Below are 16,734 nucleotides of genomic sequence, written 5' to 3' on the forward strand. Positions count from 1 at the left end.
TCCAGGTCTACCCTTCGCGCCCGCCCCTACGCAGCCCTATGCCCAATGCTGCGAAGGGTGCCGCACATGCAGCACCTGCAGCGGCTGCGAACGCCCGCGCACCTGCACCTCTTCAGGCGTGCCCAGGGCATCGGCCACTCCGGCCCAGCGGGCTGATTCGAGCGACAGCACCAGCCGCGCACCCACCACCTTGGAATGGTCTTGCAGGCGGCTGGCCGTGTTCACCACCTCGCCCACGGCGCTGAAGGTGGTGGTGTCCTCGTAGCCCACCTGCCCCAGCGCCACGCGGCCAGCGTGCAGGCCCATGCCAAAGTCCAGCGGCTGGCCGAACTGGTCGCGGAAGGTTTCGCCCCACGCTTCCATGCGCTGCTCGATCAGCGCAGCCGCCTGCAGTGCCTGATGGCACGCGGTAGGCAGGTCGCACTGCAGACCGAAGATGGCCATCACGCTGTCGCCGATGAACTGGTTGGCCAGGCCCCCGCGTTCCTGCACGGCCGCCCCCACCCGCGCAAAGTACTGGTCCAGCACCCAGGCCAGGTCATGCGGCCATTGGCGCTCGGCCAGACCGGACCAGCGCCGCAAGTCCACAAACAGAATGGCCACCTGCCGCTCCTGTCCCATGCGCACCGGCAACTGGGGCTGGGCGGGCTGGAACAGGGGCGTGACCTGAATATCTCCGAGAGGCCGCAACTGGCAGGCCAGCCGTACCCCCGGCGGGGCCTGCACGCGGGCCAGCGTGGCGCGCTCATCGGCCCCCGGCTCTGGCAGATGCGCGGCAGGCCCCTGCACCCGCACCCGGCAGGTGGAGCAGCGTGCCCGCCCACCGCACAGCGAAAGGTGCTCAATGCCATGCGCCCGGCTGGCCTCCAGTACCGAATGGCCGCGTGGCACCTGCACCGTGCGGTCGGGGTAGCGCAGCTGGATGGGGCTGCCTGCACGCTGGCGTTGCCACTTTTGCCAGGCCCAGCGCACACCCAGCAGCGCGGCCAGCGCCACCAGCCAGCCCCAGCGCAGCGCGTCTTCCAGCGCATCGGCCACCGCCAGTTGTTGCGGGGTGCGCCGCACGGCAGGCAAGGGCGGCAGGCTGGATGCAGCACCCAATGCTGCGTTCCACGCCACCTCGCGGGCCATGGACAAGAGCCCCAGCAGGGCCAGCACCGGCAGCAATACCGCCGCCGTCAACAGCAGGGGTTGCCAGCGTTGCCAGCCAGGGGCACGCCCCCGCAGGGCCAGGTGCAGGCCCAGGCAACCATGCCACCAGGCCCCTGTCAGCAGCAACATCAGGGGCACCAGGTTCTCGGGCCGGGCCAGCGCCTGCACCATGCGTGCGTAGGGGGGCGATGCACCCAGGGTTTCATAAGTCCAGCGGGTGCCCACAAAATGCGCTGCCAGCAACACCGGCAGGCTCAGGCCCAGCAGCAGGCGCAACGCCTCCACCCAGGGCATGCGCAGGCTGCGGCGCTGCCACAAGGCCACGCATGCCAGCAGCCAATGTGTGAGCAGCGCGCCGTACAGCACCACGGTGCCCGGCACCGAATGCCACAACGCCGCCCAGCCGCGCAGCCCAGCCTCTGCCACGCCCAGCGACACCAGCCCCAGCGCATGGTTGCTCAGGTGCAGGGCCACATAGCACCACAGCACCAGGCCGCTGACCCAGCGCAGTGAGCGCTGTGAAGGCAGAAGCGGGCGGGTGGCAAAAAAGGACATGGGGATGAGGGTGTTGAACCAAAAGACAGTAGGCCGGCTGAGGCGACAGGCTCTCAGAACCTGTTCAAGATCTTTTTGGGGTCGCACAAGTGTCATGCCGGGATGGGCTGCTAGGCGCAGCGCGCGGCCAATAGCCCGTGCTATTGGCAAGCGGTGCAACAACGCAGACCGCCCCTGGTCGGGCACCCGGCAAAGCCACTTGCCCGCAGGGTTGGAGTGAAATCGGGCCAATGAACTGGAGCTTTGACGCCCCGGCTGCTTACATGGGCACGAGCCCATGCGGCGCATCCGAGGCATCCACTCATCCCGATTGCACTCCAATGCGATCCCCAAAAAGATCTTGAACAGGTTCTCAGAACAACCCTTGTGAGCATAATCCGCCCACCCGGCACCACGGCCGGGCGCCCTCGAGAACTCTCTGCCCGAACCACCGCGCCATGCGCCTCTGCGGTCTCGGGCGGCGAGGTTCCTTGGGGCCTTCGTATGGCTTTTGGTTCCACAGCCCATGAACGCACCCACACCCCACCGATCCAGTCTGGCCCTGCGCCGCATTGCGCTGTTTGAAGGCCTGGGCGACGCCTGCCTGGACCGGATCGCCGCAGAGTGCGACTGGCGCCATGTGGATGCCCGCACCCCCCTGTTCACCCGTGCGTCTGAAGGGGGCGAGGTGTACTTTCTGTGCTCGGGCCGCGTGCGCATCACCACCTATTCGGCCACCGGGCGGGAGGTAACTTTTCGCGACAGCGAGGCAGGCGAGCACTTTGGCGACCTGTCGGCCATTGACGGGCAGCCCCGCTCTGCCGATGTGGTCACGCTGGAGCCTTCGGTGCTGGCCAGCCTGTCAGCCCCGGCCTTCATGGCCATGCTGGAGCGCGAGCCCCTGGTCGCCACCCGCATGATGCGCAACCTCACGGCCCTGGTGCGCCGCCTGACGGAGCGTGTGATCGAGCTGAGCACCCTGGGCGTGCAAACCCGCCTGCATGCCGAGCTGCTGCGCCTGGCGCACACCGCAGGCGTGCAGGGCGACAACACGGCCCGCATCGACCCGGCCCCCGCCCACGCCGCACTGGCCAGCAAGATCAGCACCAACCGTGAACAGGTCACCCGCGAAATCAGCGCCCTGACCAAGCGCGGGCTGCTGCGCAAGGAGGGGCTGCACACGCTGGTGGTGACGGACGTGCAGGCCCTGGCCAATCTGGTGGCAGAGGTGCGTGGCGACTGAAATCCATCGCTCCATCGCCACACCCCATGTCAAACAACCCACTATCACTTTGATAGCTGCCTGCGCTTGATTTACAAGCGCCAGAAGGCTTTTTTTCCTTATCCCAAATACCCCTCGGGCTTGCCCACGGCGGGCGCGGGCGCTGGGGCACCGGGCTCTGCACAGCGCAGCAGCCACTGCCTGAAGCACTGCAGCGCATGCAGCTGGGTGCGTCCCTCGGGGTAGCAAAACCAGTAGCCCACATCGCCCTGGTAACCGCCTGCCTGGGCCAGTGGTGCCAACGGCTCGCGCACCAGGCCTGAGGTGATCTCGTCCTGCACCAGGCAACGCGGCACCAGCGCCAGCCCCATGCCCGCCATCACGGCACGAATCATGGTCTGGAACTGGTCAAACTGCGGCCCGGCCAGCGGGTCGATGGCGCCCTCCACACCGTGCGTCTCGCTCCAGCGCAGCCACGCCTCCGGCACCGTCACATGCCGCAGCAAGGTATAGCGCGCCACATCGCGCGGGGTGTGGATGGGCCAATCCGCCACCTTGGCGCGCGGCGCAATCAGGGCCACATCCTTGCCCGTAAGGTAGTGGGCATGCGCCCCCGGCCAATGGCCGTCGCCAAACAGGATGGAGCAGTCCAGCTCAGGCCGCTCAAAGTCATAGCTGTGCACATAGGGCACAAAGTGCAGAGTGACCTGGGGATGCAGCTGCTGGAACTGCGGCAGGCGCGGAATCAGCCACTTCGCCGCAAAAGTAGGCAGGCTGGACAGGTGCAGCGCGCCCCCTCCGTCGTCGCTGGTGATCAGCTCCAGCGTGGCGGCCTCCAGCTGGGCCAGCACGCCCCGCACCGCCTTCTCGTACCGCTCGCCTGCAGGGGTGAGCGCCAGGCGCTTGCGGCTGCGCTCAAACAGGGGCACGCCCACCCACGCCTCCAGTTCTTTGACCTGTTTGCTCACCGCACTCTGGGTAAGGTGCAGCGCCTCGGCAGCGCGCGACACTCCCCCAAAACGGGTGACGGTGGAGAACGCCCGCAGCAGGTGCAAGGGCGGGGACAGGCGGCGCAAAGAGGACATCGGCAGGTTCTCAAATTATTCCATATTGGAATGTTATCAGGCACATCCGTTGCTTGGTAGGTGGCACCCAATCCATTAATCTCTGAATACCTCAAAGGAAAACAAGCCATGCAACGCCGTCATCTGCTTTCTGCCCTGGCCGCTACAACTGTCGCTCCTGGAATATCCTGGGGCCAGGAATCCAAACCTTTGCGCGTCCTCATCCCCTTCCCGCCGGGGGGCGCGACCGACATCACTGCCCGCAGCCTGCAAGAGCCGCTGGCCCGCATCCTCAAGCAGCCCGTGGTGCTGGAAAACCGCGGTGGCGCGGGTGGCTCCATTGGCATGGCCGAGGTGGCGCGCGCCCCGGCAGACGGCCTCACCATCGGCGTGGCCACCCTGTCCACGCACGGCGTCAACCCTGCCGTCTACAGCAAGCTGCCCTACCACCCCACCAAAGACTTTGTCGGCGTGACCGAGATCGTGAAGGCACCGGGCGTCATCGTCATCAACCCTTCGGTGCTACCCGTCAAGGACTTTGGCGAACTCGTCAAATACCTCAAGGCCAAGCCGGGCCAGGTCTCTTACGCCACCCCTGGCAATGGCACCATCGGCCACATGTGGGGCGAGCTGTTCAAGAGCAGCACGGGCACCTCCATGGTGCACATCCCCTACCGTGGTGCAGGCCCCGCCATCAACGACGTGCTCGCAGGGCAGGTCGCGGTCTACTTTGACCAGGTGGCCTCCTCACTGCCCCACATCAAGTCGGGCAAACTCAAGGCCATGGCCGTGTCGTGGCCCGGCCGACTGGACGTGCTGCCCGACGTACCCACCTATGCAGAGCTGGGCTACAAGCAGGCCAACGAGCCCTCATGGTTTGGCCTGGTGGCCCCGGCGGGCACGCCTGCTGCCGCGGTAGACCGCATCCAGCACGCCGTGGCCCAGGCCTTGAAAGAGCCCGCCGTGGCAGAACGCCTGGCCGCGCAGGGCCTGTACCCTTCGGGCACCACTTCCAAGGAATTCACGGCGCAGATCGCCCGCGAGATCGACAAGATGAAACGCGTGGCGGACTTTGCCAAGGTGAAGCTGGACTGACGCCACCCCGCGTTAGCCCCATTCACCTCCGCGGCCACAAGCCGGCATACTGGGCGCAGTGTTCCTGCTCCCGTGCCGGTCCGGGCGGCCAGGCCAGCCGCCCCCACCCACTGAGCCTTGCCTATGCATGCAGCCTTGAAACTGATCCACCATCGATTCCAGCAATCCCAGCCCGGCGCGCCGGGCAGCCCCGGGCGTGCCACTGCAACGCCCGAACCCGTCGCCATGGTCACCGCCGTGCCTGGCAGCACCCCACTCGTCTACGACTCGCCCCACAGCGGCACCCATTACCCCGCAGACTTCCGCTCCGCCTGCAGCCTGCCCACGCTGCGCCGCGCTGAAGACACGCACGTTGAAAAAATCTACGCCTTCGCCCCAGCTTTGGGCGTGGCCTGGGTGGAAGCCCACTTCCCCCGCATCTACCTGGACGCCAACCGCGACACCCTGGAGCTGGACACCACCCTGCTCGACGCCCCCTGGCCCGACCCCGTGGCCACAGACCCCAAGGTGCTGAACAAAGTACGCCTGGGCAAGGGCCTGATCTGGAAATTCACCGACGAAGGCGAGGCCATCTACAACCGCCTGCTGACTGTGGACGAGGTGCGCGCCCGCATCGACCGCTGCTGGCGCCCCTACCACGCCGCCGTGGCCCAGGCCATTGACGCCGCCCACGCCCGCCACGGCTACAGCATCCACATCAACTGCCACTCCATGCCCGCCATCTCGGCAAGCCACGCCACCGATTTTCCGGGCCTGGTGCACGCCGACTTTGTGGTGGGCGACCGCGACGGCACCACCGCCAGCCCCGCCCTGTCAGCCCTGGTGTGCGAACATCTGCGCGCCTGCGGCTACAGCGTGGAATACAACCACCCCTACAAAGGCGTGGAACTGGTGCGCCGCTACAGCGCCCCAGCCCAGCACCGCCACAGCATCCAGTTGGAGATCAACCGCAAGCTGTACATGGACGAAAGCACGCTGGCAGAGAACCCTGAAGGCATGGCACGGCTGCAGGGGGATTTGAAGGCGTTGACGGAGAAGTTGCTGGGGACGGATCCGCGCGGGATGTAACGCGCAGGGGGCCCTTGGGGGCTTATACCTGCAGCGTCACTCCAGGTAACGCCAAGTCGCGACCACTCAGTCAGGCATGACTTCAAAGACGATGAACTGATTGGCCTGGGTATTGGCCGTGAAGTTGTTGTCTGCCGCCAGCACAATGGTGCGGTGCCCATTGGGCAGGGTTTTGCCCCAGGTGATGGCCTCAATGTTGTCGAGCTTTACCCCTTGGTAGTCGATAGGCATTTCCAGCAGCAGCTTGCGGGTCATGGGCGTGTAAGCCGCAGTGCCTGAGAGGCTGGCCATGCTGGCTACGTTGGTGGTGCCATCGTTGAATTCTGTGAGCACCAGGCGGATGGTGTTGCCGATACCTGAAGCAAAGGCGCGCTCCACGGCGATAAACCGCTGGTTGCCAATCGCCAGGAAGTCCGAGAGTCCATTGTCCGGGCCGAAGGGTGCTCCAGCGGGTGCATCCACCGGAATCTTCGGCAACTGGTACGCGTACTGCGCCTTGGCCGTGCCTGTTGCCGGGTCCAGCGCCGTCACCCGCACGACGCTACCGGCCTGCAAGGTGGTGATGGGGCCGTCTTGAATCAGCGCATCTTCATTGGCCACAAAGACGGTGCCATTGGGAGCCACAGTCAACGCCTCAAACAGCTTGTTGCTGCGCCCACCTGTCGTGGTGTTGTCCACGTAGTTGTAGATCACAGGCATCTTGAACTCGCGAACAAACTTGCCCGAGGTGGTCATCTCCCGCACGAACGGCTGGAACAGGGTGGAAGCTGTCGTGCCCCAATTGCCCTCGGACGACCAGTACAGGTTGCCATTGGGGGCCTGGCGGATGGCTTCCGGGTCAACCGTGCGTGCATTTGCCGGGAAAGAAGAGCCATCCTCTCTCTGCATATAGGTCTGGCGGTTGATCTTGACGTTGACGGGACCAACATCGGAGTAGTCAATGCTCAGGTTGTAAAAGCGCGGCGTGCCACGCTCACCTCCCCGGTCATCAGAGATAGCCCAATAGCTGCCATCCGTGGCCCGGTCCAGCCCGGAGATACCGCCAAATTCCACTCCCTCGAACAGGGTGCCTGTGGGAATGGACGCTGTGCCGATCAGCTTGAGAGAGGCGACGCGGGACTCGTTGCCGTCGTTGGCATCGTCACCGCCGCCGCAGGCGACCAGCACGGACACAACGGCTGCGATTGTGGAAATAACGGCCCATCGGCCCCCAAAGAAATTGCGTGAAGAGCCCATGCCAAGTGTCTCTGTGCGTTAATGAACAAGGCACCGGAGTGTGGGTGGGCAGTGCGTCAACCATGTGACATGTACCCGTCAAGAAGGGCGGTTGCGGTGAGGGCCTGCGAACTTCAAGCCATCGCCTGAGGACCTCGGCATCGTCCTAGAATCCATAGAAAACAATGCCGTTGCAGCCCCTACGCCCCGTCGGCGGCGCTGCCCCAGACACCCCCCAGGAGACCTTTCATGCGCATCCTTATCGCCGAAGACGACCAAGTGCTGGCCGATGGCCTGCTGCGCACGCTGCGGGCCTCGGGGGCGGTGGTGGACCATGTGGCCAGTGGCAGCGAGGCGGATGCCGCGCTGATGACCAACAACGAGTTTGACCTGTTGATCCTGGACCTGGGTCTGCCCAAGCTGCATGGGCTGGAGGTGCTCAAGAAGCTGCGCAGCCGGGGCTCGGCGTTGCCGGTGCTGATCCTCACGGCGGCCGACAGCGTGGAGGAGCGCGTGAAGGGGCTGGACTACGGCGCAGACGACTACATGGCCAAGCCCTTCAGTCTGCAGGAGCTGGAGGCGCGGGTGCGCGCCCTCACACGCCGGGGCATGGGCGGGGCCAGCAGTGCCATCAAGCACGGGCCGCTGGTGTACGACCAGGCGGGGCGGGTGGCAACGATTGACGGCAAGATGGTGGAGCTGTCGGCCCGCGAACTGGGCCTGCTGGAGGTGCTGCTGCAGCGCGCAGGCCGCCTGGTGAGCAAGGAGCAGCTGGTGGAGCGCCTGTGCGAGTGGGGCGAAGAGGTGAGCAACAACGCGATTGAGGTCTACATCCACCGCCTGCGCAAGAAGATTGAAAAGGGCCCGATCCGCATTGCGACGGTGCGCGGGCTGGGCTATTGCCTGGAAAAGATTCCGGGCTAGCCGTATCCATTCGCGGCGCGTCCACTATGAAAATAATAGCTGCCTGCGCTTATCCTATAAGCGCTAGAGCATTTTTTCATTGTGAATCGGGGGCGCGATGAAGATTTTCCAGCGCGAGCAGCGCTCCCTGTTCGGCGAGATTCTGGACTGGATGCTGACGCCGCTGCTGCTGCTGTGGCCGGTGAGCCTGGCGCTGACCTGGCTGGTGGCACAGGGCCTGGCCAACAAGCCGTTTGACCGCGCGCTGGAGTACAACGCCCATGCCCTGGCGCAACTGGTCAGCGTACAAAAAACGGGCGACAAGAACGAGGTGCAGTTCAACCTGCCCCAGCCTGCCAGCGAGATCTTGCGGGCGGACGACTCGGACATCGTTTACTACCAGGTGATGGGGCCGGGGGGCGAGTTTTTGTCGGGTGAGCGGGAGCTGCCCGAGCCCCCGGCCGATGAAACGCCCGCAGCCGGTGAGGTGCGCCTGCGTGATGGCGAGCTGCGCGGGGTGGAAATCCGCGTGGCTTACATCTGGGTGCGGCTGCCGCTGCAGGGCGGCCCGCTGGCACTGGTGCAGGTGGCCGAGACGCGCGAAAAGCGCAGCGTGCTGGCCACCGAAATCATCAAGGGCGTGATGCTGCCGCAGTTCGTCATCTTGCCGCTGGCGGTGCTGCTGGTGTGGCTGGCGCTGGCGCGGGGCATCCAGCCGCTGAACCAGCTGGAGCAGCGCATCCGCGCCCGCAGCCCCGATGACCTCTCGCCGCTGGACGACCACGCCGTGCCGCTGGAGGTGGCTCCGCTGGTGTCCTCCGTCAACGACCTGCTCACGCGGCTGAACGAGTCGCTGGCCACGCAAAAGCGCTTTCTGGCCGATGCGGCGCACCAGCTCAAGACGCCGCTGGCGGGCCTGCGCATGCAGGCCGACCTGGCGCAGCGCGAGGGCACGAGCACCGAGGAACTCAAGCGCTCGCTGCAGCAGATTGGCCGCTCCAGCATCCGCGCCACCCACACCGTCAACCAGCTGCTGGCGCTGGCGCGGGCCGAGGGCAGCGGCGTGGGCATTGCGCGCCAGGCGTGCGATCTGGCCGAGCTGACGATCGAGGTGGTGCGCGATTCGGTGCCCCGCGCCATGGACAAGCACATCGACCTGGGCTACGACGGGGCCGAGCCCGGCAGCCGCGGGGTGTGGGTGGATGGCAACCCCACGCTGCTCAAGGAACTGGTGCGCAACCTGGTGGACAACGCGATCAACTACACGCCATCCACCCCCGACAAGCCCGGCGTGGTGACGGCCCGCGTGCTGGCCGACACCTTTGGCCATGTGCTGATGCTGCAGGTGGAAGACTCCGGCCCCGGCGTGCCCGAGGCCGAGCGCGAGCTGATCTTCCAGCCCTTCTACCGGGCCCTGGGCAGCGAGGCAGACGGCTCAGGCCTGGGCCTGCCCATCGTGATGGAAATTGCCGCCAAGCACCACGCCGAGGTGCTACTGGAAGACGCCCACCCCGGCCAGACACCGCCCGGAGCACGGTTCAGCGTGCGGTTTCCGGCGCGTGCGGATGAGGCGGGCTGAAGGGCCAAGACCGAGCCCCGGCGGGTGCGTCCAGCCGATCTTTCGACGTTGCACGCCGCTGGCTGCTGTGGCGTGAACCGTTTGCAAGGGTTGGACCGGTGGAGCCTTCAGATGCAAGCAGTCCGCATCAAGACCCGCCTGACGGAGTGACCTTGCGAATGCCCATGATGGCCATGAACAGATAGCCGTTATCGGTGGGCGCGCGGTACACCCCCTGGGCGTGCAACACATAGGCGGCCACGCCCGCCTGCTCCCAGCCGTCCACCACATCGGCCTTCCACTGCGGCACCACCAGCGGGGCAAAACCGTTGTCCAGCCCGTACTGCCGCACTGCGCTGATGCGGCCCACCACCTGCGGATGCAGGCTGAAATTGGCCCACGACCAGCGCCAGGTGCCGCTGGTTTTGGAGATGGAGCCAATGAACTCCACATCAGCCACCACTGCGGGCACGCCGCCGTTCGAGAAGGTGAGGGTGCCGCTGCCCTGGTCGTAATCCCAGCGCTCGTGGGCAGAGAGGCCATAGTCGGCCGTCAGCCGGGCCTGGCTCTCGGCCAGCATGCCGTGGCACGCGGCCACGGTGTCTATCCAGGCATTGCGGGTGCGCTCGTCCATCGCCTGCACGCTGGCAGCGCGGGCATCGTCATAGCAGTGCTGGCACACCAGGCGGATGTCTGCCTGCCCCTCGTTCTTCTCGTTCCACTCGCCTTGCTGTTGAAAGACTTGCTCACACGCAGCACACCAGGCATCGGGGCAGGGCTCCTCGGCAGTGGGCGGGTTGCAGAACCAGGTCTGCACCGGTTGCTGCAGCAGGTGGGCGCACAGATAGGCCCCACCAGCGGAGCCATGGGTGGCGCATTCCAGTGAAGCAGGTGCAGAGGGGGTGGGAGAGGGATGGGTCATGGAGCTAAAGCCAAAGCCGCCCGCAGGGGCCGGTGTCTGGTTCGCATTGTGACCGACCCTCCTTTCCCAGGCACTGGCGATTGCTATTTATTTGATAGCTTGTAGCGCTTTATTCACAAGCGCAAGAAGCATTTTTTCTCTGAGAGCGGCGAACACAACCCAGCGAAGCGGCCTTAAAGGTGAAACAGTGTCAACTGCCGCCTTGTCCGTGAATCAGCCGATGACCCGCTGTGGAAGCGCATAAAGCCAGAGGCGCCCGTGCAGGGTCACCCTCACAGCAAGGGCGCAAGCTGCCCCATCTGCCCGGTTTCGTACCGCCCGATGGCGTCGGCCAGTTGCGCACGCGTATTCATGATGAAGGGACCATGGGAAACGACAGGTTCATGGATCGCCGCCCCCTCCAGGTAAAGCACCCGCGCCCGTGATGCCACGGTGAGATGCAACTTGCCCGAGCCCCGCACCGCGGCGGCCTGCCCGGGCTCCAGCAAGGTGGCGGCTCCGGGTGTAGCCACCCGCACATGGCCTGACCGGGCATACACCAGACCCCGCTGTGGGGGCCGCACTTCCAGCTCCAGCTGCGAGTGCAGGTCTACATCCAGCAGGGTGAAGGGCTCTACTGGCTGCAGGCTGGAGGCCTGACCACCATGCGTGCCCACCACCACGCGCACGCTGTTGCCCTCGTCGTCGCTCCATACGGGGACCTGCGCTGCGTCCAGCCACAGGGTCTGGGGGGCGCTCAGCTTGTGCGCGCTGCTGAGGTTCACAAAGAACTGCACGCCGAGCAACTCACGCCCCGATACGGCGGGGGCTTCCTGGTGCAGCACACCACGGCCTGCCTGGGTCCAGACGATGCCACCGGGCCCCACCTGCACGTCATGGCCCAACGAGTCCACCGAGCGCAGGCCGGTGGCCGAGTCTTCCCACACGTAGGTGACCGCCGAAAATCCGGCATGGGGGTGGGGTGGAAAGGGGCGGCCGCTGACGCGAAAGTCGTCCAGCATGACCAGGGGCGAGGTGGATTCGCCCATGGCGTGCAATGGCAGGCTGTTCACGCTGAACAGCGGGCTGGAATGGACGCGCCCATGCAGCGGCGCGGAGATCTGCAAGGCCATGGAATACCTCGGGGCAGCCATCTGCGATGAACGCAATCAGGCTGCAGGGCTTGCCAACGCAGCAATGTGCTGGCGGGCCACTTCCAGCGCACGGGCACGCGCTTCCGGCCCCATGGCCAGGCCCTCGGCGCGCACCACCGTGATGTCCTGAATGCCCAGAAAGCCGAAGAACGCGCGCAGATGGGCCTCCTGGTGGTCCATGGAGGCCAGGGGAGAACCTTCGCTGAACACGCCACCGCGCGACGAAGCAACGATGATCTTTTTGCCGCCACACAGGCCCACAGGGCCCTGCTCGCCATAGCGGAAGGTTTTGCCTGCCACGGCCAGACGGTCGAGCCACGCCTTGAGCTGCGAAGGCACGCCAAAGTTGTACATGGGTGCGCCCACCACCACTGTGTCTGCGGCCAGGAAGCTATCCAGCGCACGCTGGCTTGCAGCGATGTCGGCCTCGGCACCTGCCGGGGCAGGTGCGCCCTGGGCCGCAGCCAGGTGCTGCTGCGTGAGGTGCCCCAACGGCGCGCTGGCCAGATCCAGGTCGGGCTGGCCGTCTTGCAGGGTGGCAACGATGTGGGCGGTGAGGGTACGGCTCACCGAGTCCGCGTTCAGGATGCTTGAGTCCACATGCAGCAGTTTCATGGTGTTTTCTCCAGGTTGATTGGGGCCGAAGCGGCCTACAGGCTGAAGATAGGGTGCGCCGTAAAATCTGCGTAGCCTATATTTTTCGATGCCAACCATCCAAGGAGCCGATAGATGCTGGATGCCGTCACGCTGGATCAGTTACGCACCTTCATCGCAGCGGCGGATTGCGGCAGCTTCTCTGCGGCAGGGCGTCGGCTGGGGCGCGCGCAGTCTGTGGTGAGCCAGACATTGGCCAACCTGGAAAACCAGTTGGGTGTGCAGCTGTTTGACCGGTCCACTCGCCGGCCACAGCTCACTGCCATAGGGCGCGAATTGCTGGCCGATGCGCGGCAGGTGGCCAGTGACATGGACCGCTTCAAGGCACGGGCCAAAGGCATGGCGGGTGGGCTGGAGCCCGAGCTGACCGTGGTGACCCATGTCTTTTTGCCCACGTCTGTGCTCACCCAGGCCGTGGCTGCTTTTCAGGGGCAGTTTCCGCGCACGCCCTTGCGCCTGTCGGTGGAGGGCATGGGGGCAGTCATGGAGCCGGTGCTGGAAGGCACCTGCTCTTTCGGGGTGCGAGCCCCCCTGTTCACAGACCAGCCCGAGCTGACCAGCGAACACCTGATGAGCGTGCCCTACCTGATGGTGGCCGCGCCCACGCATCCGCTGGCCCAGTGGGGCCGACCTGTGCCGCAGCATGTGTTGCGCCAGCATGTGCAGCTGGTGCTGAGCGACCGCTCTCGCTTGACCAGCACCATGGACATGGGCGTGGTCTCGCCCAAGACATGGCGCCTGTCGGACCTGGGCGCCAAGCATGCTTTTCTGAAAGCCGGGCTGGGTTGGGGCGGCATGCCCCAGCACATGGTGCAGGCCGATCTGGATCAGGGCTCACTGGTGGCGCTGGAGTTTGAAGAGGGGCGGGCCAACGTGAGCATGGCGCTGGCGGCCATCCACCGCACCGATATGCCCCCCGGCCCTGCGGGCCGCTGGCTGCTGGAAGAACTCAAGCGCGTGGCCGCGCAGGAGGCCGCCGGGGCCTGAACTGTAATCCCCTGCCAGCGGCTGTGCGCCAGCGCGTCATTGCGGCAAGGGCGGGTACACCAGCTCGGGCACCTGGCGGGTTTGGGCAGCGTTGTGCAGCATGTCCGCCAAGGCATCGGGTGAGACCTCGGGAATCTGGAAACCGGGGGGCAGGTTCAGCGGAATGGCCCCCGACTGAATGCCTGTATGCCAACCGCTGTGCTGGATGACGGCCGAGAGCGTGAGCATGCCGACATAAATGCCCTCAGGCGCTAGTTCACCGTGCAGGGAATACAGGTAGTTGCGCGCCCCCGCCAATGCAGGCCCCGGGCCGCTCATGAAAGGCAGACCCACTGCGGCAGAGCCCCCCAACCCCACAAGGATGGAGCCCTGCTGCCTTGCACGCATGCCGGGCAGCACTGCCCCCACGGCCACCACCAGGCCGTAGAGGAACAGTTCGACCTTGTCCCTGACGGCCTCCACACTGACCGTGGCGGCAGGCACAAAGACTTCGGGCGCATTCGGTCCGTAGTAGATCGTATCGACCGCGCCCCAGTCACTCTGGATGGCTGCCAGCGCATTAGCTACCGCCTGCGGGTCACGCAGATCGGCTGTGTAGGCCTGGGCGGCGATGCCCTCTGCGGCCAGCTGCTCCGCGAGGGCTTGCAAGGGCTCCATGCGCCGTGCCACCAGGGCCACGGCATAGCCTTCTTTACCGTACTTGCGGGCCAGGCCGCGTCCCAGGCCGGGGCCTGCACCCAGAATGGCGATGCATTTCTTGGTCATGTCGAGTCGTTCTCAAAAAGTTGCGGGAAGTGCGCATGCCCCGGCGGCTGGAGCACCAGCCCTGCAGCTCACTGTCAAAAGCCAGCCCAGTTGTGCAGAGACTTTGCGCGCAGGTCTGCATTCCAGCACCGCAGCAAGTATTTTTGAAGCCGATATTTCTCGATGGATTTCATCGATTCAGCAGATAGATAAGCCTTTTTCAGCGCTACCAATCCCCGCTGTGGGCAGCGGAAAGACTTATGACGCAGGCAGCGTCAGGGACAGAGCGTCAGGAGGCACAGAGGTCAGGGGTCGAGATGCGCCACCAGGCGGTTGCGCCCCTGGGCCTTGGCGGCGTAGAGCGCGCGGTCGGCGCACTCCAGGGTGTGCTCCAGCGGCTCCCCGGCGCGGTGGCAGGCCAGGCCTGCGGAGACGGTGACGGCCAGCGGCTCGGGGCTGCGCGAGTCGTGCACCTGCATGGCCTCTACCGCGCGGCGCACACGCTCGAGCAGGGCGCAGGCTTCTTCGGCGGGGGTATCGCACAGCATCAGCACAAACTCCTCGCCACCCCAGCGCGCCAGCAGATCGGTTTCGCGCACGCTGTAGCGCACGGTGTTGGCAAAAGCCTGCAGCACCCGGTCGCCCACGGCGTGCCCATGGGTGTCGTTGACGACCTTGAAGTGGTCAATGTCCAGCTGGGCAATGAGCAGGGGGTGGCCTGTGCGCTGGCTGCGCCGCTGCTCCTGGTGCATGCGCTCGAGCATGGCGCGGCGGTTGAGCAGGCCGGTGAGGTCGTCGTGCGTGGCCAGTTCGCGGATCTGCTCCAGCGCCCGCGCCAGCTCGGCCTTTTGCCTGCGCAGGTGTTCACGGGTGCTCTGCACGCGAGTGGTCAGGAAAGTGCTGCTGAGCAGCACCACCACCACCATGCCCACATAGGCCCCGGCCACCACGGGCGGATAGCCGGGCTCGTCGCGCCAGGCCACAGCCACCGAGGCGGTGCCAAACACCACCAGGCCATACAGCAGGATGCCCAGCATCTGCCGCGTGGTGAGGCCGAAAATGCCGAACATGAGGATGATGGCCAGGATGGGTAAAGTCACCCCACGGGCTGGCCCCGCAATCACAAAGGCCACGGCGCAGCAGGCAATGGAGTACAGAATTTGCGGCAGGGTGAGGGAAGGGTCTTTGAAGCGGCGCGACCAGCCGCTGCGGATGGCCACATAGACCAGGATGAGGCCGATGACCGAGCACACCGTCCACACCCGCACATGGCCTGCATCGGTAAGCCCGGCAGCCGCTACGGCGTTCATCACCACCAGGCAGCACACCATCAACAAGGCCGCCAGCCCCGCCATGGCCAGACGGATGCGCTGGCGCTTGTCGGTGGTCAGCACCCAGTCTGTCCATCGCCGCCAGTACGCGCCCAGATCCAAGTTGGCTCCCTGCTATGTGTAATGAACAGCTGCGCGTGGGTGCGCCTCTGTGCAGGGCCTGGAGCCAACGGGGTTGCCGCCGGATCAGGGGGCCTGCGAAGGGCCGGAGCGCGGGTATTGCTGTCGTTTACAAATTCTACGGTGCAGGGCCCGAAGGGCAAGCAGGGATTGCGCGGACGGGATGTAAGCGGAGTAAAGGAAAGAAGCCGACCCTCCGGGTCCTCAACACCCGCTCAAAGGCGGCCGCTAGACCAGTGTCAGGGCCGCCAGCGCAGCCAGGGGGGCGGTCTCTGCCCGCAGCACGCGGCTGCCCAGGGTGGTGGGTGCAAAGCCGTGCTGCACGGCCAGGGCCTCTTCAGCGGCGCTCAAACCGCCTTCGGGGCCCGACAGGAACCACACGGGCGTATCGCCCAGCGCCACCTCCTGCAGGGGGCGTGTGCCGTCGCGCAGGGACAGCAGCAGGTGCAGGGCTTCAGCGCTGCCGCCGGGCGCGGCCGAGTGAGCGCGCACCCACCCAGCCAGATCGACCGCATCGTGCACCACGGGCACGCGGTTGCGCCCGCACTGCTCGCAGGCAGCCACGGCCACGGCCTGCCAGTGGGCGAGCTTTTTGTCGGCCCGTTCGCCCTTGAGCTTGAGCACGCTGCGCTCGGCCATCAGCGGGGTGATGCTGGCCACGCCCAGCTCGGTGGCTTTTTCAATGAGCCAGTCCATGCGCTCGTTGGCGGTGATGCCCGCCAGCAGGTGGATGGCGCGGGGTGCTTCGCGCTCGACGGCGTGGTGCGTGCCGACCTGCACGCGCACGTCGCTGCGGCCCATGCGCAAGACGGTGGCCTCGAACTCTCCACCAGGGCCCTCTGCCCCGCCGTGAAACAGCGTGATGCCGTCGCCCGGCTGCAGGCGCAGCACCTGCACATGGCGCGCCGCGCCGGGGGGCAGGTCGATTTCAGCACCGGGGGCCAGGTCAACAGGGCAGTGGAAGCGGGGCATCTACTATTACTTTCATAGCTGCCACCGCTTGATTCATAAGCGCTGGAGGCCAATTTGACT

The 16,734-nt window shown here is 65.8% G+C and carries 15 protein-coding genes; 6 read left to right on the forward strand and 9 right to left on the reverse strand.

Features of this window, described 5'->3' with window-relative positions; all coding sequences use genetic code 11:
- Positions 1-36: 36 nt before the first annotated feature.
- Entirely contained in the window at positions 37-1,707 is a 1,671-nt protein-coding gene (locus tag AACH87_RS21570) for an adenylate/guanylate cyclase domain-containing protein (RefSeq protein ID WP_338796611.1), read from the reverse strand.
- Positions 1,708-2,212: 505 nt separating this feature from the next.
- On the opposite strand from AACH87_RS21570, the gene AACH87_RS21575 reads away from it, so the two are divergent.
- On the forward strand, positions 2,213-2,929 hold the full coding sequence (locus tag AACH87_RS21575) for a Crp/Fnr family transcriptional regulator (RefSeq protein ID WP_338796612.1): 717 nt from the start codon (positions 2,213-2,215) through the stop codon (positions 2,927-2,929).
- Positions 2,930-3,027: 98 nt separating this feature from the next.
- Here the strand turns inward: AACH87_RS21575 and AACH87_RS21580 are convergent, their stop codons facing one another.
- Positions 3,028-3,993 carry a LysR substrate-binding domain-containing protein gene (locus tag AACH87_RS21580; RefSeq protein ID WP_338796613.1) on the reverse strand — a complete coding sequence of 322 codons (966 nt, stop codon included), beginning with the start codon at positions 3,991-3,993 and terminating at the stop codon, positions 3,028-3,030.
- A 108-nt stretch (positions 3,994-4,101) separates the two neighbouring features.
- Here AACH87_RS21580 and AACH87_RS21585 point away from each other — a divergent pair, with 108 nt between their 5' ends.
- The gene (locus AACH87_RS21585) at positions 4,102-5,067 is read left to right on the forward strand and encodes a tripartite tricarboxylate transporter substrate binding protein BugE (protein WP_338796614.1); all 966 of its coding nucleotides are present in this window, start codon (positions 4,102-4,104) and stop codon (positions 5,065-5,067) included.
- A gap of 123 nt (positions 5,068-5,190) precedes the next feature.
- On the forward strand, positions 5,191-6,135 hold the full coding sequence (locus AACH87_RS21590; RefSeq protein WP_338796615.1) for an N-formylglutamate amidohydrolase: 945 nt from the start codon (positions 5,191-5,193) through the stop codon (positions 6,133-6,135).
- A gap of 66 nt (positions 6,136-6,201) precedes the next feature.
- On the opposite strand, the gene AACH87_RS21595 is transcribed toward AACH87_RS21590, so the two are convergent.
- Positions 6,202-7,308, reverse strand: a complete 1,107-nt coding sequence (locus tag AACH87_RS21595; protein ID WP_338796616.1) for an esterase-like activity of phytase family protein — start codon at positions 7,306-7,308, stop codon at positions 6,202-6,204.
- A 291-nt stretch (positions 7,309-7,599) separates the two neighbouring features.
- Between AACH87_RS21595 and AACH87_RS21600 the strand changes: the two genes are divergently transcribed.
- Positions 7,600-8,274 (forward strand): response regulator transcription factor, encoded by a 675-nt coding sequence (locus AACH87_RS21600; RefSeq protein WP_338796617.1) that lies wholly within the window; start codon positions 7,600-7,602, stop codon positions 8,272-8,274.
- Between the two features lie 97 nt (positions 8,275-8,371).
- Complete coding sequence (locus AACH87_RS21605) at positions 8,372-9,832, forward strand: sensor histidine kinase N-terminal domain-containing protein (protein ID WP_338796618.1); 1,461 nt, start codon at positions 8,372-8,374, stop codon at positions 9,830-9,832.
- Between the two features lie 127 nt (positions 9,833-9,959).
- On the opposite strand, the gene AACH87_RS21610 is transcribed toward AACH87_RS21605, so the two are convergent.
- The 3 genes from AACH87_RS21610 to AACH87_RS21620 all read right to left on the reverse strand — a co-directional run bounded on the left by AACH87_RS21610 (position 9,960) and on the right by AACH87_RS21620 (position 12,481).
- Positions 9,960-10,733, reverse strand: a complete 774-nt coding sequence (locus tag AACH87_RS21610) for a DUF6882 domain-containing protein (protein ID WP_338796619.1) — start codon at positions 10,731-10,733, stop codon at positions 9,960-9,962.
- A 272-nt stretch (positions 10,734-11,005) separates the two neighbouring features.
- Positions 11,006-11,845, reverse strand: coding sequence for a pirin-like C-terminal cupin domain-containing protein (locus tag AACH87_RS21615; RefSeq protein WP_338796620.1), 840 nt, complete (start codon positions 11,843-11,845; stop codon positions 11,006-11,008).
- 36 nt (positions 11,846-11,881) lie between these two features.
- Complete coding sequence (locus AACH87_RS21620) at positions 11,882-12,481, reverse strand: NAD(P)H-dependent oxidoreductase (RefSeq protein WP_338796621.1); 600 nt, start codon at positions 12,479-12,481, stop codon at positions 11,882-11,884.
- Between the two features lie 114 nt (positions 12,482-12,595).
- On the opposite strand from AACH87_RS21620, the gene AACH87_RS21625 reads away from it, so the two are divergent.
- Entirely contained in the window at positions 12,596-13,507 is a 912-nt protein-coding gene (locus tag AACH87_RS21625; RefSeq protein ID WP_338796622.1) for a LysR family transcriptional regulator, read from the forward strand.
- 36 nt (positions 13,508-13,543) lie between these two features.
- Here AACH87_RS21625 and AACH87_RS21630 read toward each other — a convergent pair whose 3' ends face one another.
- The 3 genes from AACH87_RS21630 to AACH87_RS21640 all read right to left on the reverse strand — a co-directional run bounded on the left by AACH87_RS21630 (position 13,544) and on the right by AACH87_RS21640 (position 16,674).
- Positions 13,544-14,272, reverse strand: a complete 729-nt coding sequence (locus tag AACH87_RS21630) for an SDR family NAD(P)-dependent oxidoreductase (protein WP_338796623.1) — start codon at positions 14,270-14,272, stop codon at positions 13,544-13,546.
- A gap of 284 nt (positions 14,273-14,556) precedes the next feature.
- Positions 14,557-15,684 (reverse strand): diguanylate cyclase, encoded by a 1,128-nt coding sequence (locus AACH87_RS21635; protein ID WP_338796624.1) that lies wholly within the window; start codon positions 15,682-15,684, stop codon positions 14,557-14,559.
- A gap of 246 nt (positions 15,685-15,930) precedes the next feature.
- Complete coding sequence (locus tag AACH87_RS21640) at positions 15,931-16,674, reverse strand: 16S rRNA (uracil(1498)-N(3))-methyltransferase (protein ID WP_338796625.1); 744 nt, start codon at positions 16,672-16,674, stop codon at positions 15,931-15,933.
- Positions 16,675-16,734 lie beyond the last annotated feature (60 nt).

It is taken from the genome of Acidovorax sp. DW039 (genome assembly GCF_037101375.1).
In the GTDB taxonomy this organism is placed as follows: Bacteria; Pseudomonadota; Gammaproteobacteria; order Burkholderiales; family Burkholderiaceae_C; genus Acidovorax.

Excerpts from the sequence above, each read along its gene's own strand:
- AACH87_RS21620 (WP_338796621.1), bottom strand. The coding sequence starts at position 12,481 with ATGAAACTGCTGCATGTGGACTCAAGCATCCTGAACGCGGACTCGGTG.
- AACH87_RS21615 (WP_338796620.1), bottom strand. The coding sequence starts at position 11,845 with ATGGCCTTGCAGATCTCCGCGCCGCTGCATGGGCGCGTCCATTCCAGC.
- AACH87_RS21640 (WP_338796625.1), bottom strand. The coding sequence starts at position 16,674 with ATGCCCCGCTTCCACTGCCCTGTTGACCTGGCCCCCGGTGCTGAAATC.
- AACH87_RS21610 (WP_338796619.1), bottom strand. The coding sequence starts at position 10,733 with ATGACCCATCCCTCTCCCACCCCCTCTGCACCTGCTTCACTGGAATGC.
- AACH87_RS21625 (WP_338796622.1), top strand. The coding sequence starts at position 12,596 with ATGCTGGATGCCGTCACGCTGGATCAGTTACGCACCTTCATCGCAGCG.
- AACH87_RS21630 (WP_338796623.1), bottom strand. The coding sequence starts at position 14,272 with ATGACCAAGAAATGCATCGCCATTCTGGGTGCAGGCCCCGGCCTGGGA.
- AACH87_RS21590 (WP_338796615.1), top strand. The coding sequence starts at position 5,191 with ATGCATGCAGCCTTGAAACTGATCCACCATCGATTCCAGCAATCCCAG.
- AACH87_RS21570 (WP_338796611.1), bottom strand. The coding sequence starts at position 1,707 with ATGTCCTTTTTTGCCACCCGCCCGCTTCTGCCTTCACAGCGCTCACTG.
- AACH87_RS21575 (WP_338796612.1), top strand. The coding sequence starts at position 2,213 with ATGAACGCACCCACACCCCACCGATCCAGTCTGGCCCTGCGCCGCATT.
- AACH87_RS21585 (WP_338796614.1), top strand. The coding sequence starts at position 4,102 with ATGCAACGCCGTCATCTGCTTTCTGCCCTGGCCGCTACAACTGTCGCT.
- AACH87_RS21605 (WP_338796618.1), top strand. The coding sequence starts at position 8,372 with ATGAAGATTTTCCAGCGCGAGCAGCGCTCCCTGTTCGGCGAGATTCTG.
- AACH87_RS21600 (WP_338796617.1), top strand. The coding sequence starts at position 7,600 with ATGCGCATCCTTATCGCCGAAGACGACCAAGTGCTGGCCGATGGCCTG.
- AACH87_RS21580 (WP_338796613.1), bottom strand. The coding sequence starts at position 3,993 with ATGTCCTCTTTGCGCCGCCTGTCCCCGCCCTTGCACCTGCTGCGGGCG.